This is a genomic window from Rhizobium sp. USDA 4016 (assembly GCF_056279705.1).
Window position 1 is genome coordinate 2,939,511 of sequence record NZ_JBWCCY010000004.1, and the last position, 19,514, is coordinate 2,959,024.

Consider the following 19,514-nt stretch of genomic DNA (forward strand, 5'->3'; position numbering starts at 1 on the left):
CAATGGATGATACGCAGCGCCTTGTCGTTAGCCTTGAGGCCCGCCTTACCAAGTATGAGCGGGACATGGCCCGCGCCCGCTCGGCGACGAACGACAACTTCAAGAAGATGGAAGGCCGTGCTCGGCAGTCGGCGCAGAATATGGAAAAGACGATGGGCAAGGCGTCGGCGTCCATCGGCGAAAAGCTCGAAAGCATGTTCGCACCGCTCATGAAGGGCGGTGCACTCGTGGCAGCGGCAGGCGGCGCGGCTATCGCTCTCAAGGAAATCGCCGACAGCGTTGCCGAAGTTGACCGCGAGGCCCGCAAGGCTGGCGTGTCTTCGAAGGTATGGCAGCAATGGACCTATGTCGCGACCGCAACCGGCATGAGCATTGACGGCGTGACCGATGCCTTGAAGGAGTTGAATATTAGGGGCGACGAGTTCGCGCGCACCGGCAAGGGCAGCGCCGAAGAAGCGTTTCAGCGTCTCGGCTACACCGCAACCGACGTTGCGCAGAAGTTGAAAGACCCGAACCGCTTCCTTGATGAGATTATCGGCAAGCTCCAGCAGATGGACGCGGCAGCGCAGACCCGTATCCTTGATGAAGTGTTCGGTGGAACCGGCGCGGAAGATATGGCGAAGGTTCTTGGCTTATCCGTCACCGAAATCCAGAAGATGCGCAGTGAGGCGCGGACCTTCACCGACGAACAGAAGGAGGCCGCAAGGGCTGTTGACCGCGAATTTGCGACTATGTGGCGCAACTTCACGGTTTACGCCAAGCAGGCCGCAATTACCGGCGTCGGCGTGGCCGGGCAGATCATCGACTACATCAACAATCCCGGCGATCCGGGCGGCAAGCGTAAGCAGGCGATCATTGACCGCTACAATTCGCCGGAAGAACAGCTTAAGCGCCTTCAGGCTCAGCGTGCCAGTATCGAAAAGCAGATCGCCGACACGGAAGCGAACCCTTTCAACGTCCTGAAGGAGGCAGAGCTTCGCCAGCTTCGCGCGGCACTGTCCGCAGTTGATGAGCAGATTACCGAAATTACAGGCGGCAGCGACGAATTTAAGCAGGCGCTTAAGGAACTGTCCGCAGCGAGCAACAGCTTGTCCGGCGCATTCGGTGGCAACGTCACGGCAGCTGCGAATTTTAAGAACGCGCTTGCCGATCTGAAGAAGCTCGTGCCGGAACTGAAGGCCGAACTGGACACCCTCGCCGCGACGGACGGCATTGATGCGGCTTATCAGAAGGCCGTAGGCAGCGCCCGGACGATGGGCGAAGTCATGAACGCGACCGACCTTGCGAACCGCGCCAAGAGCATCGCCCGCTTCGGCAAGCACGACAACTTCCTTGACCTTCTTCAGGCCGTGGAAGGCGGCAGCGCTGGCTATAACGCGACCCTCGATAACGGGCGCTGGACGGGCGGCGCGCAGAACCTTGTCGGCATGACCCTCAATCAGGTCCGCGCCCTTCAAAAGCAGATGCTCGCGGACCCTGTTAACCGTGCCCTCTATGGTGACGGCAAGGGCTCGTCGGCACTTGGCCGCTACCAGATTACCGGCGCAACCCTTGAGGGACTTATCAAGGAACTCGGTCTGTCCGGTGATCGTCTGTTCGATGAGGACACCCAGGACGAACTTGCCCGCGCGCTCATGCGTCGTCGTGGTAATGATCCGGCAGCACTTCGGCAGGAATGGACCGGATTGCGCAACGTGGACGATGCGACGATCCGTAATGCCTACGCCAATACGCCGACGGGAGCCCAGCCGCTCGCACCGACCGATGCTGAAAAGCAGAAGACGGAATTGCTGAAGCAGCAGGACGCGGCCCGCAAGAGCTTGAACCAGTCGGTGCAGGAAGGCTTGGACCTCGCCCGCTTCGAACAGTCGATTTCCGGCATGTCGGTATCCCAGCAACGGATTGAGCTTGCCGTCTATCAGGCCCAGCAGGAGGCGAAGCGCAACGGCATCACGCTCACCGACGCCGAACTTCAGAAGATGCGGGAGAAGCTGACCCTCACCGATCAGTTGAACGTCAAGAATCAGGAAGTCGCCGCTTCGACCGAAGGACTGAAGAATGCGCAAATGTTCTTTGCGGAATCCTTCACGTCGTCACTGTCCGGCCTCTTGACAGGAACTCAGACGCTCGACGGCGCCTTGAAGAACCTGCTTAACAGCTTGATCGACGCCACGTTGCAGGCCGCACTTCTCGGCAAGGGGCCCTTGTCCGGCCTGTTTGGTGGCATGGGTAGCGGCATCCTTGGCGCAATCTTCGGCTTTTCGGAGGGCGGCTATACCGGCGACGGCGGGAAGTATCAGCCCGCAGGCGTCGTGCATCGTGGCGAATACGTCATGTCGAAGAAGGCAACCAGCCGGATCGGCGTCGGCAACCTTGAGGCTCTTCACCGTGGCGCGCTCGGCGGGTTCGCGGAAGGCGGCTATGTCGGGAACGCGCCTTCTATCCGCAAGCATGACCTGAAGGCCGCGAACAGCAACGCCGCGCCGGTCCAGCAGATCACCATTTCCGCGCCCGTTACGATCAACGGCAGCGCCGGGACGCCGGAACAGAACGCCGACCTTGCCGGACGTATGGCGAAGCAGATGGAACAGACCATGCGCGGCGTTGTCGCCGAGGAGATGCGGAAGCAGGCGAGGCCCGGCAACCTTCTCAACAACCGGAGCCGCTAGTTTGACTCATAGCGTCATCAGATGCCTTGAGAGCTAATCTTTATGGTGCTGTTTGGCCTTCTTTGATGATTAGCATCAAGAGTGCACCAGCCACGCCCATAGTCCAAAAAGACAGCAGCAGGCCCACGATCCACGCGTTAAGCATATACATAAGCCGTCGCCACCCACGTTTGCCGTGGCCTTGCTCCATTGCCCTTGTGAAGACACCATACGGCACAGCGACTATGGAAGTGACGAGCAGCAGAAGTAGCACCCACAGCACGCATTGAATCGACACATAAGCGAATTCTGCGAACCTCCCCGGCGGGAAATAGGCATGATTGTTGTCGATGAACCTGATTAGGAAATAGATGATGACGGCGCGAGTGACCATCGCAATATAATCAGAAACCAACTTGGCTTGATCAAAACGCGCTTTGAGTGATCCCGATACGAACACATTGAAAAAGTGAAATGCATCGATCAAGAGTTCACCGTGCCGCGCCAATTACATGGCAATGAATAACTGCGAAATTTTGCTGTATCAACTTGTAAAATCGGCCCGCAGCGAGTCACTGACGTGTTTCCTGGATTCGGACCTGTCTTTCCCTGTCCGGCACTCAGAACGCCGCTCAGTGAGTCGCCACGGCGGAAACGGGGAACGATCCCTGTCCGACCGGAGATAGGTTCCGCGCCGGGAGCGGAGCGACCGGGCCGGAACCCTCTCACATCGGTATGGGATGTTTCCCCGCCCGGAAGCTTTCTTTCCGCCCGCAGGATTAGAGAACCTTCCGGGCGGGCGTTTCAATCGACAGCGCCGCTAGGCGCTGGCAAGGCCGAAGGCCGCGCAGGGAGCCGCCGCAGGCGGCGAGTGTCCGGCGACGTTATGGCAAATTTCTTGTCCTTTATTACGTATCTTCTTATTACGTATCTATGTTCATAGTATACGGGCAATAACGTCGCCGGACATTTAGAGCTTTCTAATTTGCCATAACGTCGCCGGACACTACGCCACATTCTTGCCATATTAATACTCCAATATTGGATGATTAAATCACTTTGGAGCATCCCTTGTCTAAGCCTGATTCCCTTCGCCTCTCTCCGCGCCGCCTCGAACAGCTTCACGCCATCGCGGGCGCGCTCGGCCTGTCCGTCACTGAAACCGTCACCCACATGATCCGCAAGGAAATCGCCGCTGGCACGATCTCGGCAGCGGTTCCTGGCTTCGCCGTGAAGAAGGAAGCAGACGGCGTTTCCATCCAGATCGATAACGGCCCCGGCAAGATTTATAGCGTAGAAGGTGCGCGGGCGCTGGCCGCGACCATTCGCGGAACCGTCGCTGGCGAGGCTGGCGTCTTCAGCGTTAAGGATGGTTACAGTTTCATCCGGCTTGGCAGGGGCTTCAAGCTCACGGCACCGATGCCCGGCCCGGAAGTCAGCATGACCGGCGATCTCGCTATTGATCTTGCGGAACAGATCGAAAAGGCCGCAGCATAAGAAAACCCCGGCGAGTGCTTATGCGCCGGGGTCCTATGGTCACAATCCGCTTCAAAGACTGTTCACAATGATTAGCAAGATAGACGAAGATAGTCAACATATATTGAACAATGACGAGGCGAACACGTCCGGCGACATTGTGGCGAATTTCATGGCAAGCAGCCCGGTTGATCCGAAGTTGGCAGGCGGCTTCGACCTCACCGAAGACGATATCGCCGAGATTGTCGCCTACGACGAACAGCGCCCGCCCTCACGGCACAAGGCAGTGTTTGAGGCTTGGCAGGACAAGCACCGGCCAGATATCGAGCGCCATCAGCGCACCGGTCATATAGCGCAAGCGCTGGACGCCATTGACGCCCACCGCAAGACGCCGGAAGGCCGCGCCGACTACAACGCCAATCGCCGTGACAAGCGCCGTAAGGACGCCGATGAAGAGGGGCGGACTATTAAGCCCCGGAAGCGTCACAAGACGCAGGACGAAAGCGCTCAGGCCCATGCCGCGGCGAAGCTCGATTACAAGAGTCGGATGAAGGCCGAATTTGCCTTAATGTCGCCGGACGATCAGAACGCCCATCGTAAGGCAGAGAGCGAAAAGCGGCAGGCACGGCGCTTAGCAAAGAAGGAGGAAGCAGCGAAGGCGCTTGCCGACAAGGCCATCTTCTAACTTTCTCGCACGACGCGCCGCACTTGCCGGACGATTGTGCTACAATTCAAGTGTCGGCTGTTGCAGCCGGCCCTACCGGGCGCTTGTTGACACTCTTGCTCGGCTAGGGGGCACCCCACGTTTGAAGCATGGCGTAGGGGTGCTCTTGGCTAACAAGATAAGTAAGCACTTACTGATTATAATTTAAATTCAATAACTTAAATAAAATTACGCTTGTCAAATCACCCCGCGTGATTCATCCCTTGTGCCGTCAACAAGCAAACAGGGAGTTCCTCATGAAGGAGCAGGTTTTTATTTCAGTGGAGACTTATCACGGCGCGGTGGACGTGCTTGAGCAGATCGCCCGGACGTTCGATCCGGCAGCGCCCGACGATCTTCGCACCCAGATTATTGAAGCCGTTGGCGACCTAGGCATTTGGCCGGTAGATTGCCAGAAGGCTGCAGAAGAGATGATCCCGCGTTTAGTTGCGTAATACCCTTGGCCCGCCGTGACTGGCGGGCCTTCCGTTTCAGGGAGCTACTATGCCCGGCAGATACGAAGGACTGTCCGCAAAGGAAGCAAACGACCTCATGGTCGGCATGATCGGCCTCCTTGTCGCCGAAGCGATGGATGAAGCCAGGGCGATGACGCAAGAGGAATGGGACGTGCGCGATGCGGCCTATCTGCCGCACTACTTCGCCAGCGCGATCTTCTACACTGTCCAGAACCGGTTACGGGATGCGCCGTGAAGACGCGCGCAGAAAGAAAGCGCGAACGAAAACGGCAGTGGTTCGACCAGCCTGAAATCGAAGACTTCATTCGTCGGGAATATCCGGGATGCCCGGAAATCGCGGTTGTCTACTTCGCGACCCAAATTTGCACCGTGCCGAAGAACTGGCGTAGCGCACCCGTCGCCACGGCAGTTGACATCACGATACAGAACGAATTGCGACACCAGCAAACCGAATACGATCAGCTAATGTTAGTGGGTGTCCGGCGAAAAGAAGCCCGGCTGCGCGTGCAGCCGAAAATCGATACCATGATAGAGTCGTGGAAGAAGCGCCGGGAGTGAGCGCTTCCTTCTCGTCTTGCCTACAAATTCTTTAGGTTTTCAAGCTCCGGAAACGGATGATAGCGCATCTGATCATCAAGGCAGGCAGGAGCGTTGTCGAGCGTGCCGACCGGCTTACCCTTCGATAGCCGCACCGAAGTCGCGGTGCGCCCTGTATACCCGCCCATTCGGTTCTTCGCATTGGCCTTGACGCACACGGCATCAAGGCCGGTATTCGCCAGCGTAACCACGTCCGAAATTTCGGCATCACGCACGGAATACGGATCAACAAGATAATCACGCGCCGCGCTCACGATAGCGGCCTTTTCAGCCGCCGTAGCGGGCCGCTGAGAGGCATATATCTTGTTCATCTGCTCTTGAGTGACGCAGCCGGACAGCACCAGCGTGGAGAAGGCAATACAAGCCCTGACGTTCATAACTTCACCCTCTAGCTAGAACTTCCGCTCGATAAGTTCTGCTAACCCCCAAGCATCGGGTGCGTTCTCCTTCAGATAGACAATCCGTTCGCGCTCTCCCTCTTGCGCCAACACAAAGAGATTCTTCAATCCCTCTTTATTGTGAATTTCTATAGCCCCTACGATGCGTATCGAACCGACCAGACCCGCAGCCTCTTGAAGTTGCGCGCACAGTAGCGTTGCCATTTCTCGTTCCTGCAAATGATCTTCGAACTCAGGAGCAGCGTAACCACCCAACTTCGTTGCAAAAAAACGCGCCACGAGAGCCAAAGCGTGCTTTGCATCATCGGCAGCAATGGAAAGCTCAAGTGCCTCTTGGGTTCTATAGCGGGTCGCCTCCTTAGAAACGGCGGTGTCTTCCGGAACGATTAGCGAAAATGCCTTCATTGTTTACCCCTTTCAGGTTGCGCAATGCACGTAACATGCAACCGGATTCGCAACAAGAGAGGCAGCTCTCTCAAATTTTAATGAAGGAAGAAATGGAAGCCAGAGCGTCGACCGTATAGGCAGTATAAAGTGCCAATAGAATTGGCGGGCCGATCTCAAGAGCAAGCATCACAGTCAGCCGAAGTTTGTTTGAAATGGTTGTAACTTTAGAAATGAACTCACTCGTTCTAATTTCCATCTCAATACTTTCCTTAACCGACTCATTCCCCTGGTGGACCGCCTTTATATCTTCTAGGAGGTTCGTGAGCTTAGTCAGAATTTCCTTGAGTCTATCAGAGAAGTATTGTTCCGAGGCACGTATCAGGAAGACATACGTGAAATACACAAGGAATAAGCTCCCAAACCCAATGACTACGTTTTTATCAATCTTGAATGTCAATCCGGCAACGGTGATGTTGTCACCGAGTATTTGAAGATGCTTAATTAGAAGTAGAAACGCCGCTGTGGCCATGAGCGCTTTTCGGCTCTTTGCGAAGTCTTCGTGATCTAGCAACGGATACATAGGCGCTCTTTTCTCTGAGCCTTCGTTTGTATTTCTCTGGCGTCTACCGTCGAATCGTCCTCGACTTTGCCCACGCCCCGATCATGTCTCGGTGTGGGCCAATGAGCAATGGCGCGATGTCGTGTGACAATGATACGGAAGCCTACTACGGAAAACTGTTACGGTTAGCAATCCCTAATGCAACACAAGTTACTGTTTTAATTGATAAAAAGTAGATTGGCTGGGGCGCCAGGATTCGAACCTGGGAATGCCGGTACCAAAAACCGGTGCCTTACCGCTTGGCGACGCCCCACCACAGCTTGAGAGCGGAAACCCGCTTTGCCGGAAGCGAGGCCTGATTAGCAAAGGTCCGGCCGCCTCACAATCACTAACTTGCGCTTCCGGCATATTTCTGTGCGCTTCTTCCTGCGCCGTGCTACGTCTTGGTTCGCCCGATCAAAGTCTCAGGAGAGATGATGAGCCAGTACCGTGCCCGCCCGCCTGCCCTTGCGACGCTTCTTCTCGACGATGCCGTGGTGCGCATCACGCGCTGGGATTTCGAGCCGGGCGCGGATACCGGCGTGCATACCCACGGGCTCGGCTATGTCGTCGTGCCGATGACTGATTGCAAATTCCTGCTCGAGGATCGGAATGGCAGCCGGCGCGTCGACGTGGCCAAGGGTGCTGCCTACCGGCGCGAGGCGGGCGCGGAACACAATGTCGTCAATGCCGGAAGCGAGCCGATGTCCTTTATCGAGATAGAATACAAGTAAACCATGCCCAGCCCGACATTCGATCTTGCCTTCGAGCCTCACTATGGCCGCGCGGTGGACGTTGCGCCGGGGGTCCAGCGCATCACGGCCAACAATCCGAGCCCTTTCACCTTCCACGGCACCAACAGCTACATCGTCGGTACCTCATCCGTCGCCGTCATCGATCCGGGGCCTGAGAACGAGGCGCATTTTGAGGCACTGATCAAGGCGCTCAACGGCCGGACGGTCACGCATATAGTCATCACCCATACGCATCGCGACCACTCGCCGCTTGCCGCGAAGTTGCAGAAAGAGACAGGCGCCGTCACCGTCGGCGAAGGTATGCACCGCGCAGCAAGGCCGCTCTATGACGGCGAGGACAATCCCTTTGCCGAAAGCTCCGATACGCGTTTCGTGCCGGATATCTCGGTTGGCGACGGCGAGACCATCAAGGGTGACGGCTGGGCGCTGACGGCGGTGCTGACACCGGGACACGCCGCAAACCACGCGACTTTCGCGCTCGAAGGCACCGGCATCCTCTTTTCCGGCGACCATGTCATGGCCTGGGCGACCTCCATCGTTGCGCCGCCGGATGGCTCGATGGCCGATTACATGGCCTCGCTCGACAAGCTTATCGCACGCCGCGACCACCTGCTTTTACCGGGCCATGGCGGGCCGGTGAAACGTCCCGTCTCCTTCATGCGGGCGCTGAAGACGCACCGGCGCATGCGCGAGCGCGCCGTCGTGGAGCGGATTAAGGCGGGCGACCGGCTGATCCCCGACATGGTGAAGGTGATCTACCGCGACACAGACCCCAGGCTGCACGGCGCGGCGGCACTCTCAGTCTTCGCGCATATCGAGGACTTGGTGGAACGCGGCATCGTGCAGGCGGACGGACCGCCTTCGCTCTTCGGGGCGTATCAACTGTCTGCTGGAGAGGGACGATGAGACGGAATGACTATAGCTATCGGAGCGATGCCGCTGTTCCGGCCTTTCCGGACGACAAGCCGCTCATCATCTTCGACGGCGAATGCGTCTTCTGCTCCCGCTGGGTGAAATTTGCGCTGAAGCACGACAAGGCCGGGCGTTACCGCTTCCTTGCCGCGCAATCGCCGCTCGGCACGGCACTTTACCGGCACTACGGCCTGGATGAGCGGCACTACGAGACGAATATCCTGCTCGAAGACGGCCGCGCGCATTTCAAATCCGAGGGTTCGATCCGCATGATTGCCCGGCTCGGCTTTCCCTGGTCGCTCGTCAGTATCCTTTACATCCTGCCGCGCCCGTTTGCCGACCGGCTCTATGAGTTCGTCGCCAGAAACCGCCTGAAGATCGCCGGGCGCCGGACAACCTGCTATGTGCCTTCGCCCGAGGAACGGAGCCGCTTCCTGGGATGAGCGGTGCAGCACTTCGCATTCTCATCATCGGCGGCTATGGCACCTTCGGCGCCAGGCTGTCGCAGCTTCTTTGCGACGACGAGCGCTTCTGCCTGCTGATTGGAGGACGTTCGCTTGCCAAGGCGGTTGCTTTCGTGTCCAGCCTGGGCGGCAAAGCCGGCAAGGAGCCGGTGGAGTTCGACCGCAACGGCGATGTTTACAAGCAGCTGTCAGCGGTCGCGCCCACCGTGACCGTAGACGCTTCCGGACCGTTTCAGACGATGGGCGGCGACACCTATCGCGTGCCGAGAGCCTGCATATCTCTCGGCATCGACTACGCCGATCTGGCAGACAGCCGCGAATTCGTCCGCGGGATCGCAGAGCTCGACGCGGAAGCGCGGGCGGCAGGCATATTCGTTCTGTCGGGGCTGAGCAGCTTTCCGGCTCTCTCCTTTGCCGCGCTCGACCGTTTGGCACAGGATTTTTCGCGGATCGACCATGTTTCATCGGGTATCGCGCCCTCGCCGCATGCCGACATCGGCCCCAACGTCATCCGGGCGATTGCGAGCTATGCCGGAAAGCCCGTGCCGGTCCTTCGCAACGGCATTTCCGCGACCGGCCTTGGGCTGATCGAATGGCATCGGGTGACGGTCGCACCGCCGGGATGCATCCCGCTCAAAAGCGGACGTTTCAGACTGGTTGACGCACCGGACCTCGATCTTCTGCCTCAGCGGTTCGAAGGCCTGTCATCAATATTCACCGGTGCGGCAACAAAGCCGCAGAGCTTGCAACGGCTGCTGGCCGCAACGGCGCAACTGGTGCGGCTCAAGCTTCTTCCCTCGCTGCTGCCATTTGCCCCGTTGATGCATCGGGCAAGCAAGCTCCTCGCCTCCGGCGAACACAGGGGCGGCATGTTCGTCCGCGCCTCGGGATCGGATCGGGCCGGCCAGCCGCTCGAAGCAAGCTGGCATCTGGTCGCGGAAGGCAATGACGGGCCGTTCATCCCTGTCACCGGGCTGGAGGCCATGATCCGAAAGCTGGCGAATGGCAATCGACCGGCCGATGGTGCGCGGTCGGCGGCCGGCGAATTTCTTCTTGAAGCGTTCGAAAGATGCTTCGAGCGTTTCGCCATCTACACGGCACGCGCCACGTTCGGCCGGGAGGTGGACCTGCCTCTCTACCGGCGCCTGCTCGGCTCGGCCTGGGAACGGCTGCCCCGTGCAATTGCCGCCACGCATGACACAAGCGAAGGCGGGCACAGGCTCTCCGGCCGTGCACGCGTGGAGCGCGGGACCGGCTTCCTGGCTCGATCATCGCTGCCGCCGTGGGCTTTCCGAAAGCGCAGGATGATGTTGCGGTCCGCGTATGTTTCACCACCAAAGGCAGAATAGAGTTCTGGACACGCGATTTCGGCGGTGCAGAGTTTCGCAGCGTACAACTGGAGGGCCATGGGCGCGATGCGCATCTGCTCGCTGAAGATTTCGGGCCTTTCCGGATTCTCATGGCTGTGGTCCCGGATGGCGCCAAGCTCCGTTTCGTCGTTCGCGGCTGGCGATTTTTCGGCATCCCCCTGCCTTTGGTGCTAGCGCCCGGCGGCGATATCTACGAGGAGGAGCGCGAAAGCCGGTTCCATTTTCATGTGGAGGTCGGCGGGCCGCTGACCGGGCTGATCGTGAGGTATGCCGGATGGCTGGAAGAAGAAGGCGGTTGAGCCTTCGTCTTACCCCGCAATGCCCAGCAATTCCATATCGAGGGCTTCGAGATAATGGTCGGCGATTTCGGTGCTGAAGCCGAGGTCGTGCTGGCCGTAGCGGGAGGCGACGCGGATGTCGACGAAAGTGGTTTCGGCTTCTTCGCGCAGCCGGATGACGACGTCGAAGTGCAGGCCGGTGATGAGCGTGCGGGTTTCGCCCTGAAGCGTCACGCCGTTTGCGTCGCGAATAAGCTTTGCGACATCATCCTCATAGGGCCTCGGCGTGGGAACGGGAACCTGATCGGGCGCTTCGGCGACAGCATCGCCATCGGGCTGGGGCCTTGCCGGCGCATCCTCGAGATCGCGGACCGGTTCGCCTTCGCCGGCACTTCCGGTGATCGTGATGCCATCCAGCTTCGCCACTTTCCTGACCGCTTCGAGCACGCGGTCGATCGCGCCTTCATAACGCCGGCCGGTCAGTTCCGGATAAGCGAGGAGCTGCTGTTCGCGCTCCTGCGGCGACACGTCGGGATTGCGTTTCATCCAGATCTGATCGGCATGTGGCGACGAAAGCCAGTCTGGCGCTGAAACGACATCCGTCGACACGTCATAGATGGCCGGCAGCGTGAAATAGCGCTCAGCGATAAAACCGCCGAAACCCAAGGGAAGGATCGCAAAGATCAGCGCTTTCAACGCATCGAGGCCGCCTTCCGCTCCGGTCGCCCAGAGGCTTCTGAGACCGACGGCCGCAAGCATGGCGGCAAGCAGCGCAAAGCCGATGGAGACAAGCAGCAGGAGCACGAGATAGGGCGTGGCAAGCCCGCCGAACCGGTGCGCGACCAGCACCGCGACCCAGAGGACCAATGCAAACGCCCCGAAGCGCCGCGAAAAGCGGGCCGAATTGGAAACGGGGCGGTCAAAGCGGATGGCCATCAAACTTACCGGTTATTCACGGGCGCAAACCGCCTGCGAGGGCGCAAGAAGCACCCACACTTGTTTATGGCAAGATTCGCCTAAATTGAAACTGTTGTCTCCGCGCAGGGGCCGCAATCCACCAAAAGGCGGTGGTGGCTTTAATAAGTAACATCTGATATGTCACTAAAAAGACGGCTCCGGCGGATTTGCCGATAACGGGAAGGATCAGGAGAAGAGTGATGCTTTCATCGGAAACAACCGAAAGACCACAGGCATCATCGCTTGGCGCAAGCGATCCATCCGAGTCCTTCCTGCCGATGGAGCTTCTTGAGCTCGAGCTTTCGCTCGAAGGCTACGACGGCGGCGAAGAGGGCTTCTGCGAGGCCGTGCGCGCGGCTGCCGCCAATGCAAACGGCGAATTCCTGTTCGATCTTCCGGCAGCCGGGCTCATCGAGGATTGCCGGCGCATCGCGGTTCTGCGCATCCCGTCGGCGAGCACCAAAATGCGTGTCGTGCTTGCCGTTCTCGATACCAATGGCTCGGAAATCCGCGTGCAGGCGCCGGATCAGGAGACCGCACATCTCGTGCAGTTCGCCGATGCCTTCATCGAGGTGCTGGAACGAATCTGAACTCAGCCGCGTTTTCCGATGTTTGTTGACGTGAGCCGGCAAATCGCCTCTTGTCTGGCGACCGGTTCATGCATCGGAGAATGTGCTATGCGTCTTTCCGCTCTTTCCCTGTCCCTCGCCGCCATCGCGATCAGCCTTTCGGCCTGCCAGACCCTCACGCCGGAAGAACAGCGGGCTGCCAACGAGCGGCAATGCCTCAGCTACGGCTTCAGGCGCGGCACCGACGCGTTTGCCACCTGCCTGCAGCGCATTGATCTCGACAGGCGCGCCGACGCGCGGGCATTTCGCGCGCAGGCAGATGAAAACTTCGACGACTTCACCCGGCCGATCTACTATCCGCGCTATTACCGCCGCTGACCGTTGCTGATGACCGCCTGAGCTGCCGCGAGCCGGGCAATCGGCACGCGAAACGGCGAACAGGAGACATAATCGAGGCCGATTGTCTCACAGAAATGGATCGAGGCGGGATCGCCGCCGTGCTCGCCGCAGATGCCGAGCTTCATGTCGTTGCGTGTGCGCCTGCCGCGTTCTGCAGCGATGCTGATCAACTCGCCGACGCCGTCGAAATCCAGCGAGATGAAAGGATCGTGCTCGATGATCCCCTTGCGCTGGTAAGTCGGGAGGAAGGAGGAGGCATCGTCGCGCGAAATGCCGAAGGTCGTCTGCGTCAAGTCGTTGGTGCCGAAGGAGAAGAACTCGGCGGCCTCGGCGATCTTGTGCGCGCGCAGGGCTGCCCGCGGCAACTCGATCATCGTGCCGACGAGATAATCGATCTTCATGCCAGCCTCGGTCATCACCTCCCCGGCAACCGCGTCGATCCGTTCCTTGACATAATCCAATTCCGAACGAAGGCCGACGAGCGGCACCATGATTTCCGGGACGACGGCCGCCCCCGTTTCCTGCGCGGCGGCAATAGCCGCCTCGAAAATGGCGCGCGCCTGCATTTCGACGATTTCGGGATGGGAAATGGCAAGCCGGCAGCCGCGGTGGCCGAGCATCGGGTTGAATTCGTGCAGCGCATCGACACGCTGGCGGAGTGCGGCCGCCTCCATGCCCATGGCAGCCGCGACATCCACGACCTCTTCCTCGGTCTTCGGCAGGAATTCGTGGAGCGGCGGATCGAGCAAGCGGATCGTCACCGGCAGGCCGTGCATGACGGTGAAGAGGCCGGTGAAATCCAACCGCTGCATTGGCAGCAGCTTGTCGAGCGCGGCACGCCTGCCCTTCTCGTCTTCGGCAAGGATCATCTCACGCATGACATGGATGCGCTCGCCTTCGAAGAACATGTGTTCGGTGCGGCAAAGGCCGATACCCTCCGCGCCGAAGGCACGCGCAGCGCGCGCATCGGCGGGGGTATCGGCATTGGTGCGCACCGTCATGCGGCGGAGCCTGTCGGCCCAGCCCATGATGCGGCCGAAATCCCCGGAAAGCTCCGGCTGGATCATCGGAACCTCGCCCCTCAGCACCTGCCCGGCCGAGCCATCGATGGTGATGATGTCGCCCTTTTTCAGCGTCACGCCAACACCGATAAGGCGCTCGTTGCGGAGATCGATGCGCATGGTTCCGGCGCCGACCACGCAAGGGACGCCCATGCCGCGGGCGACCACCGCGGCGTGGCTGGTCATACCGCCGCGCGTGGTGAGGATACCTTCTGCGGCATGCATGCCGTGGATATCCTCCGGGCTCGTTTCGACGCGGAGCAGAATGACCTTGCGGCCCTCCTCCTCCGCCTCGACCGCCTCTTCCGCGGTGAAGACGATCGCGCCGGTCGCAGCCCCCGGCGAAGCCGGCAATCCGGTGCCTATCACCTGGCGGTCTACGCGCGGATCGATCGTCGGGTGCAGAAGCTGGTCGAGCGTTGACGGCTCGATGCGCAGCACCGCCTGCTCTTCGGTGATCAGCTTTTCATCCACCATATCGACGGCGATCTTCATCGCCGCCTTTGTCGAGCGCTTGCCGGAGCGCGTCTGCAGCATCCAGAGCTTGCCGCGCTCGATGGTGAATTCGATGTCCTGCATGTCGCGGTAGTGCGCTTCGAGCTCGATGCAGATATGGGTGAGTTCCTCGAAAGCCTCTGGCATCAGCTTTTCCAGCGACGGACGGTCGGAACCGGAGTTGATGCGTCCCTCCTCCGTAATGCTTTGGGGCGTGCGGATGCCGGCGACCACGTCTTCGCCTTGCGCATTGACAAGGAATTCGCCGTAGAGCGACCTTTCGCCGGTCGAGGGGTTGCGCGTAAAGGCGACGCCGGTTGCCGACGCATTGCCGAGATTGCCGAAGACCATGGCCTGGACGTTGACGGCCGTGCCCCAGCCTCCCGGAATGTTGTGGAGCTGGCGATAGGTGACGGCTCGCGCGCTCATCCAGCTTGCGAAGACGGCACCGATGGCACCCCAGAGCTGCTCTTCGGGATCCTGCGGAAATTCCTCGCCGAGTTCCTCCTCGATCAGCTCCTTATACAGCGAAACGACATGCTGCCAGTCGCTGGCTGTCAGCTCGGTTTCGAGCTCATGGCCGAGACGCGCCTTCTGGTCTTCCAGGATCTCCTCGAAAATTTCGTGATCGAGGCCCATGACGACATCCGCATACATCTGGATGAAGCGGCGGTAGCTATCCCAGGCAAACCGGGCGTCGCCCGCATCATGTCCCAGCGCCTGCACGGTTTCGTCGTTGAGGCCGAGATTGAGAACCGTATCCATCATGCCCGGCATGGAAATGCGGGCGCCTGAGCGGACGGACAAGAGCAGCGGCCGGTCCTTTGCGCCGAACTGCCGGCCAGTCGCCTTCTCGATCGTCTCCAGTCCGCGGCGGATTTCATCTTTCAGGCCGGCATCGATCCGTCTGCCGAGCGTGTAATAAGCGCTGCAGGCATCGGCGACGATGGTGAAGCCCGGCGGCACCGGCAGGCCCAGGCTGCACATCTCGGCCAGATTGGCGCCCTTACCGCCCAAAACGTCATGGTCCCGTGCGCGACCTTCCGCCTGCCCGTTGCCGAACGTATAGACCAGTTTGGTCATCTTCCCCCCGATCAAAATCAGGACCAGCTTATTCCCTTGGTCCTGAAATGAAAATCGACAAATACGGCGAAATGTTGCACCGCACAATGGATGCGCGCCGTTTCGAACCGATTGATTGGAATTGGGAAGAAAAAAAGCTTTGCGGGACTGCAACAACCGTCCCGCAAAGCCTTGTTTCCGTCCAGCCAGGAAACTGGACGGGGGGTACGTTAAACCGGGAAAATCCGACTGCCCTTATTCGGTATGCCACCCGGTCGATCCAACATGCGCATAAGCCCGCATCTCAGGTCCGCCATCTAGAAACAACTTCTAATTCAATTCTGGAAAAAGAGCATCACCCAATTGGGTTAACGCGCCCTTTGGGACGTGACCTTTTTTGGGTATTTATGAAAGTGCTTATTTTTCAGGCCGTTTCGCGAAGGCGTTCGGCGGTTTGCAAGTCGACGGAAACAAGCTGCGATACACCTTGCTCAGCCATCGTTACACCAAAAAGTCGATTCATGCGCGCCATGGTGATTGGATTGTGAGTAATGATCACGAATCGGGTCTCGGTCGAGGCCGCCATTTCATCCATCAGATTGCAATAGCGCTCAACATTGTGATCATCCAGCGGCGCATCCACCTCGTCCAGCACGCAGATTGGCGCCGGATTGGTGAGGAAGACGGCGAAGATCAGGGCCATGGCCGTGAGCGCTTGCTCGCCGCCCGAAAGCAGTGTCATCGTCTGCGGCTTCTTGCCGGGCGGGCGGGCGAGGATTTCGAGGCCCGCCTCAAGAGGATCATCGGATTCGATCAGCTGAAGCTCCGCCGTGCCGCCACCGAAAAGATGGGTGAAGAGGCGCTGGAACTGGCCGTTGACGACGTCGAAGGCGGCGATCAGGCGTTCGCGGCCCTCGCGGTTGAGGCTCTGGATCGCGCCGCGTAGCTTGCGGATGGCGTCGATGACGTCGTCACGCTCCCTGATCAGCGCCTCGAGCTTTTCGGTGAGTTCCTTCTGCTCTTCCTCGGCGCGGAGGTTCACGGCTCCGAGGCGCTCGCGCTCCATCTTCAACCGCTCCAGCTCACGCTCGACCTCGCGCAAGTCGGGAATGGACTGCATAGCCTGCAGGCCTGTCAGACGGTACGCCTCATGTGGCGGAACATTGAGCATTTCCCGGATTCGGCTTTCGCTCTCCTGCCGCTTCTCGCGCGCAGAGACGAGGCGCTCTTCGGCGCGGGCCCGGCGCTCGCGGCTTTCGGCAAGTTCGGAAAGCGCGGTGGCGGCCTTATGATCGGCTTCGCGCTGCACGAGTTCGGCGGCAGCGAGAAGATCGCCGGCCCCACGGCGGGCGGCTTCTGCTTTCTGCAATTCGTTCAGCAGCGCTTGGCGCTTGTCCTCGAATTCATCCGGCGCCATTTCGAGTTCGGCCGCTTCCTCGCGTGCCTCCTCCTCGCGATCGCGCAAAGTCGCGATGTGATCCTCGGCGCTTGCGGCGCGCTGGCGCCAGGTCTCGCGCTCCTGGCCGATCGCAATGATGCGGCGCTGGCGAGCCTCGTTCTCGCGGTTCAGGCTATCGTGGCGGGCGCGCGCTTCGGCCGCAAGACCGCGATCGGTCGCGACCTCGGCTTGCTGCATGCGCAGCCGGTCGTCGAGTGCGGTGAGATCCGGCGCATCCTCGAGCTCGATGCGCGCGGTCTCTTCCTGAACGGCGAGGTCTTCCTGCTGCGACTGGAGCTGGTTGACGGCTTCCGCAACCACGTCGCGACGGCGGATGAGATCGCCGGAGGCGCGTTCGGCGGCAGCCAGCGCGTCGCGCGCCTCGGCAAGATGACGGGCTGAAAGGCGGCTCATGTCACGGGCTTCGTTGAGCTTGCGTTCCTCGCCGCGAATGGCTTCGCTCGCCATGGCAAGCCGCTCCTCCGCTTCAGCCAGAACATCGCGAGCGAGCGAAACTTCGCTTTCCAGCTCGCCGAGGCGGTTCTTCTGGGCAAGGCGCAAAGCGGCGGCACTCGGCGCATCGGCGCCGGTCACATGGCCATCCCAGCGGTAGACGGCGCCATCTTTCGTCACCAGGCGCTGGCCGGGCTTCAAGTCGTTCATCAACCGCATCGCGTCGCCATCGGCGACGAGGCCAATCTGCTTCAAGCGGCGCGTCAGTGCAGCCGGCGCGCCGACATGGTTCAGCAAGGGCACGACACCGGCCGGCAGTGCGGGATCGGAAGTGCCATCACCATTTCCCGACCAGTGGGCAGGCGCCTTCGCATCAAGGGGCGATTCCAGATCGTCGCCGAGTGCGGCGCCCAAGGCCGTTTCGAAGCCGCGATCGACGCGGAGCTCATCGGCAACCGGCGGGAATTGCCCTGCCGCCGCACCCGCAGCAAGCATGCGCGAGATCGTGCGGCCTTCGGTTTCCAGCGCATTCAGCTTCGAGCGCGCCTGATCGACCGGCGCGCGTGAAAGCGCTTCGGTCTCTCGCGCTGCGGAGAGCGCTTGTTCGACCGCCTGGATCACCGTTTCGGCCTCGGCGACAGCCATCTCCGCAGCTTCGACCACTGCCCGCTTTTCATCGGGATCGGGCAGCGCAGTGATCTTTTCAGCCACACTGGAGAACTCGCGGTTTGCTTCGTTCATCTGCCGTTCGAGGCGCATCTTGCGGTCTGCGAGATCGCGGATCGCCCGTTCCAGCTGATGGCGTCCAGCGGCAGCTTCGGCGCGCTCGGCGGTCAGCGCCGCGAAAACGCGCTCGCTGTCGGCAAGCTTTGCCGCAGCACCTTCGAAAGCCTCGCGCAGTTCGTCGGCATGGCGGCCAGAATCGGCCAATATCTCCGCAATATCCGCCTCCTCGGCATCGAGCCGCGAAAGGATCGCAGCATTGTCCGACACCAGCCGCTCCTCGCGCTGAATGTCCTCGGCGAGTTGCGCCAGGCGGCGAGTCAGTTCGTCGCGGCGGCGCAGGATGCGGTTTGCGTCGTCCTCGAGCTGCGACTTTGCGATCTGCAGCCGCTGGAGGGCAGCGGCGGCACGCGCCTCGCTCTCGCGGAGCTCCGGAAGCTTCAGGCTGGCCACCCCTTGAGCCTTTGCGGCCTCCATCTGGATCTGGGCCTTTTCCGCAACGACGACGGTCGCGTGGTTAAGGGCGCTGTCGGCCTCGGCTTCCGCCTCCTTCGCCTGCACCCAGCGGATATGCAGAAGTGTGGCTTCGCGCGCACGGATTTCGGCAGACAGCGTCTTGAAGCGGTTCGCCTGACGCGCCTGGCGCTTCAGGCTCTCGATCTGGCCTTCAAGCTGCGAGGTCACGTCATCAAGGCGTTCGAGGTTGCCTTCGGCGGCGCGCAGCCGCAGTTCGGCCTCATGACGGCGGGAATGCAGGCCGGAAATGCCGGCGGCCTCTTCCAGCAACTGGCGGCGGGCCTGGGGCTTTGCCGAAATCAGCTCGCCGATACGCCCCTGCCCGACCATCGACGGCGAGCGCGCGCCGGTCGAGGCATCGGCGAAGAGAAGCTGCACGTCCTTGGCACGGCTTTCCTTGCCATTGATTCGATAGATCGAACCCTGTTCGCGCTCGATGCGGCGGGTCACCTGAATTTCGTCGCTGTCGTTGAACGCGGCGGGCGCCATACGCTCGCTGTTGTCGAGATAGAGCGCGACTTCGGCCGTGTTGCGCGCCGGGCGGTTTCCCGAACCGGAGAAGATCACATCGTCCATGCCGGAGGCGCGCATGTTCTTGTACGAGTTCTCGCCCATCACCCAGCGCAGCGCCTCGACAAGATTGGACTTGCCGCAGCCGTTCGGCCCGACAACGCCGGTCAGGCCCCGCTCGATGATGAATTCCGTCGGCTCGACGAAGGATTTGAAGCCGATAACGCGGAGCTTGTTGAACTTCATGCGGCGCCCTCACGGCGCGCAGA

General features: G+C 60.3%; 18 protein-coding genes, 1 tRNA gene and 1 pseudogene. 12 read left to right on the plus strand and 8 right to left on the minus strand.

What is annotated here, in order from left to right:
* Window positions 1-2: 2 nt before the first annotated feature.
* Entirely contained in the window at window positions 3-2,669 is a 2,667-nt protein-coding gene (locus tag ACZ9DP_RS30230; protein ID WP_476204494.1) for a phage tail tape measure protein, read from the plus strand.
* Between the two features lie 40 nt (window positions 2,670-2,709).
* Here the strand turns inward: ACZ9DP_RS30230 and ACZ9DP_RS30235 are convergent, their stop codons facing one another.
* Window positions 2,710-3,135: a hypothetical protein gene (locus ACZ9DP_RS30235; RefSeq protein WP_476204495.1), complete on the minus strand. Its 426-nt coding sequence runs from the start codon at window positions 3,133-3,135 to the stop codon at window positions 2,710-2,712.
* A gap of 584 nt (window positions 3,136-3,719) precedes the next feature.
* Between ACZ9DP_RS30235 and ACZ9DP_RS30240 the strand changes: the two genes are divergently transcribed.
* From ACZ9DP_RS30240 to ACZ9DP_RS30260, 5 genes are all read left to right on the plus strand, one after another.
* Window positions 3,720-4,145 (plus strand): hypothetical protein, encoded by a 426-nt coding sequence (locus ACZ9DP_RS30240; protein WP_476204496.1) that lies wholly within the window; start codon window positions 3,720-3,722, stop codon window positions 4,143-4,145.
* A 67-nt stretch (window positions 4,146-4,212) separates the two neighbouring features.
* Window positions 4,213-4,809 carry a hypothetical protein gene (locus ACZ9DP_RS30245; protein WP_476204497.1) on the plus strand — a complete coding sequence of 199 codons (597 nt, stop codon included), beginning with the start codon at window positions 4,213-4,215 and terminating at the stop codon, window positions 4,807-4,809.
* Between the two features lie 275 nt (window positions 4,810-5,084).
* Window positions 5,085-5,282, plus strand: a complete 198-nt coding sequence (locus tag ACZ9DP_RS30250) for a hypothetical protein (protein ID WP_476204498.1) — start codon at window positions 5,085-5,087, stop codon at window positions 5,280-5,282.
* A 49-nt stretch (window positions 5,283-5,331) separates the two neighbouring features.
* Window positions 5,332-5,538 carry a hypothetical protein gene (locus tag ACZ9DP_RS30255; protein ID WP_476204499.1) on the plus strand — a complete coding sequence of 69 codons (207 nt, stop codon included), beginning with the start codon at window positions 5,332-5,334 and terminating at the stop codon, window positions 5,536-5,538.
* On the plus strand, window positions 5,535-5,861 hold the full coding sequence (locus ACZ9DP_RS30260) for a DUF2293 domain-containing protein (RefSeq protein ID WP_476204501.1): 327 nt from the start codon (window positions 5,535-5,537) through the stop codon (window positions 5,859-5,861). Before ACZ9DP_RS30255 ends, ACZ9DP_RS30260 begins: the two co-directional genes overlap by 4 nt.
* Before the next feature lie 20 nt (window positions 5,862-5,881).
* Here the strand turns inward: ACZ9DP_RS30260 and ACZ9DP_RS30265 are convergent, their stop codons facing one another.
* The 4 genes from ACZ9DP_RS30265 to ACZ9DP_RS30280 form a co-directional block, all read right to left on the minus strand.
* Window positions 5,882-6,277 (minus strand): hypothetical protein, encoded by a 396-nt coding sequence (locus tag ACZ9DP_RS30265; RefSeq protein ID WP_476204502.1) that lies wholly within the window; start codon window positions 6,275-6,277, stop codon window positions 5,882-5,884.
* A 15-nt stretch (window positions 6,278-6,292) separates the two neighbouring features.
* Window positions 6,293-6,703 carry a hypothetical protein gene (locus ACZ9DP_RS30270; protein WP_476204503.1) on the minus strand — a complete coding sequence of 137 codons (411 nt, stop codon included), beginning with the start codon at window positions 6,701-6,703 and terminating at the stop codon, window positions 6,293-6,295.
* A 70-nt stretch (window positions 6,704-6,773) separates the two neighbouring features.
* Window positions 6,774-7,265, minus strand: a complete 492-nt coding sequence (locus ACZ9DP_RS30275; protein ID WP_476204504.1) for a hypothetical protein — start codon at window positions 7,263-7,265, stop codon at window positions 6,774-6,776.
* A gap of 217 nt (window positions 7,266-7,482) precedes the next feature.
* Window positions 7,483-7,557: transfer RNA gene (locus tag ACZ9DP_RS30280), tRNA-Gln, on the minus strand.
* Window positions 7,558-7,720: 163 nt separating this feature from the next.
* On the opposite strand from ACZ9DP_RS30280, the gene ACZ9DP_RS30285 reads away from it, so the two are divergent.
* The 4 genes and pseudogenes from ACZ9DP_RS30285 to ACZ9DP_RS30300 all read left to right on the plus strand — a co-directional run bounded on the left by ACZ9DP_RS30285 (window position 7,721) and on the right by ACZ9DP_RS30300 (window position 11,083).
* Window positions 7,721-8,017, plus strand: a complete 297-nt coding sequence (locus ACZ9DP_RS30285) for a cupin domain-containing protein (protein ID WP_194729174.1) — start codon at window positions 7,721-7,723, stop codon at window positions 8,015-8,017.
* Window positions 8,018-8,020: 3 nt separating this feature from the next.
* Window positions 8,021-8,944, plus strand: a complete 924-nt coding sequence (locus ACZ9DP_RS30290; protein ID WP_476204505.1) for an MBL fold metallo-hydrolase — start codon at window positions 8,021-8,023, stop codon at window positions 8,942-8,944.
* The gene (locus tag ACZ9DP_RS30295) at window positions 8,941-9,393 is read left to right on the plus strand and encodes a thiol-disulfide oxidoreductase DCC family protein (RefSeq protein ID WP_194729172.1); all 453 of its coding nucleotides are present in this window, start codon (window positions 8,941-8,943) and stop codon (window positions 9,391-9,393) included. The genes ACZ9DP_RS30290 and ACZ9DP_RS30295 overlap by 4 nt, the downstream gene beginning before the upstream one ends.
* Window positions 9,390-11,083: pseudogene (locus ACZ9DP_RS30300) on the plus strand (SDR family oxidoreductase). The gene ACZ9DP_RS30295 and the pseudogene ACZ9DP_RS30300 overlap by 4 nt, the downstream one beginning before the upstream one ends.
* 9 nt (window positions 11,084-11,092) lie before the next feature.
* Here the strand turns inward: ACZ9DP_RS30300 and ACZ9DP_RS30305 are convergent.
* The gene (locus ACZ9DP_RS30305; RefSeq protein ID WP_476204506.1) at window positions 11,093-11,998 is read right to left on the minus strand and encodes a DUF1499 domain-containing protein; all 906 of its coding nucleotides are present in this window, start codon (window positions 11,996-11,998) and stop codon (window positions 11,093-11,095) included.
* 221 nt (window positions 11,999-12,219) lie between these two features.
* On the opposite strand from ACZ9DP_RS30305, the gene ACZ9DP_RS30310 reads away from it, so the two are divergent.
* A complete protein-coding gene (locus ACZ9DP_RS30310; RefSeq protein ID WP_039844224.1) occupies window positions 12,220-12,609 on the plus strand; it encodes a hypothetical protein in 390 nt (129 codons plus the stop codon).
* A gap of 87 nt (window positions 12,610-12,696) precedes the next feature.
* A complete protein-coding gene (locus tag ACZ9DP_RS30315) occupies window positions 12,697-12,966 on the plus strand; it encodes a hypothetical protein (RefSeq protein WP_476204507.1) in 270 nt (89 codons plus the stop codon).
* Here ACZ9DP_RS30315 and ppdK read toward each other — a convergent pair.
* Complete coding sequence (gene ppdK / locus ACZ9DP_RS30320) at window positions 12,954-15,626, minus strand: pyruvate, phosphate dikinase (RefSeq protein ID WP_476204508.1); 2,673 nt, start codon at window positions 15,624-15,626, stop codon at window positions 12,954-12,956. The genes ACZ9DP_RS30315 and ppdK overlap by 13 nt on opposite strands.
* A gap of 403 nt (window positions 15,627-16,029) precedes the next feature.
* Window positions 16,030-19,491: a chromosome segregation SMC family protein gene (locus tag ACZ9DP_RS30325; protein WP_476204510.1), complete on the minus strand. Its 3,462-nt coding sequence runs from the start codon at window positions 19,489-19,491 to the stop codon at window positions 16,030-16,032.
* Window positions 19,492-19,514 lie beyond the last annotated feature (23 nt).

What these genes read in the sequence shown, in the direction of transcription:
- ACZ9DP_RS30290 (WP_476204505.1), top strand. Translation starts at nt 8,021, where the DNA reads ATGCCCAGCCCGACATTCGATCTTGCCTTCGAGCCTCACTATGGCCGC.
- ACZ9DP_RS30295 (WP_194729172.1), top strand. Translation starts at nt 8,941, where the DNA reads ATGAGACGGAATGACTATAGCTATCGGAGCGATGCCGCTGTTCCGGCC.
- ACZ9DP_RS30325 (WP_476204510.1), bottom strand. Translation starts at nt 19,491, where the DNA reads ATGAAGTTCAACAAGCTCCGCGTTATCGGCTTCAAATCCTTCGTCGAG.
- ACZ9DP_RS30255 (WP_476204499.1), top strand. Translation starts at nt 5,332, where the DNA reads ATGCCCGGCAGATACGAAGGACTGTCCGCAAAGGAAGCAAACGACCTC.
- ACZ9DP_RS30275 (WP_476204504.1), bottom strand. Translation starts at nt 7,265, where the DNA reads ATGTATCCGTTGCTAGATCACGAAGACTTCGCAAAGAGCCGAAAAGCG.
- ACZ9DP_RS30245 (WP_476204497.1), top strand. Translation starts at nt 4,213, where the DNA reads ATGATTAGCAAGATAGACGAAGATAGTCAACATATATTGAACAATGAC.
- ACZ9DP_RS30310 (WP_039844224.1), top strand. Translation starts at nt 12,220, where the DNA reads ATGCTTTCATCGGAAACAACCGAAAGACCACAGGCATCATCGCTTGGC.
- ACZ9DP_RS30270 (WP_476204503.1), bottom strand. Translation starts at nt 6,703, where the DNA reads ATGAAGGCATTTTCGCTAATCGTTCCGGAAGACACCGCCGTTTCTAAG.
- ACZ9DP_RS30305 (WP_476204506.1), bottom strand. Translation starts at nt 11,998, where the DNA reads ATGGCCATCCGCTTTGACCGCCCCGTTTCCAATTCGGCCCGCTTTTCG.
- ACZ9DP_RS30265 (WP_476204502.1), bottom strand. Translation starts at nt 6,277, where the DNA reads ATGAACGTCAGGGCTTGTATTGCCTTCTCCACGCTGGTGCTGTCCGGC.
- ACZ9DP_RS30250 (WP_476204498.1), top strand. Translation starts at nt 5,085, where the DNA reads ATGAAGGAGCAGGTTTTTATTTCAGTGGAGACTTATCACGGCGCGGTG.
- ppdK (WP_476204508.1), bottom strand. Translation starts at nt 15,626, where the DNA reads ATGACCAAACTGGTCTATACGTTCGGCAACGGGCAGGCGGAAGGTCGC.
- ACZ9DP_RS30315 (WP_476204507.1), top strand. Translation starts at nt 12,697, where the DNA reads ATGCGTCTTTCCGCTCTTTCCCTGTCCCTCGCCGCCATCGCGATCAGC.
- ACZ9DP_RS30230 (WP_476204494.1), top strand. Translation starts at nt 3, where the DNA reads ATGGATGATACGCAGCGCCTTGTCGTTAGCCTTGAGGCCCGCCTTACC.
- ACZ9DP_RS30285 (WP_194729174.1), top strand. Translation starts at nt 7,721, where the DNA reads ATGAGCCAGTACCGTGCCCGCCCGCCTGCCCTTGCGACGCTTCTTCTC.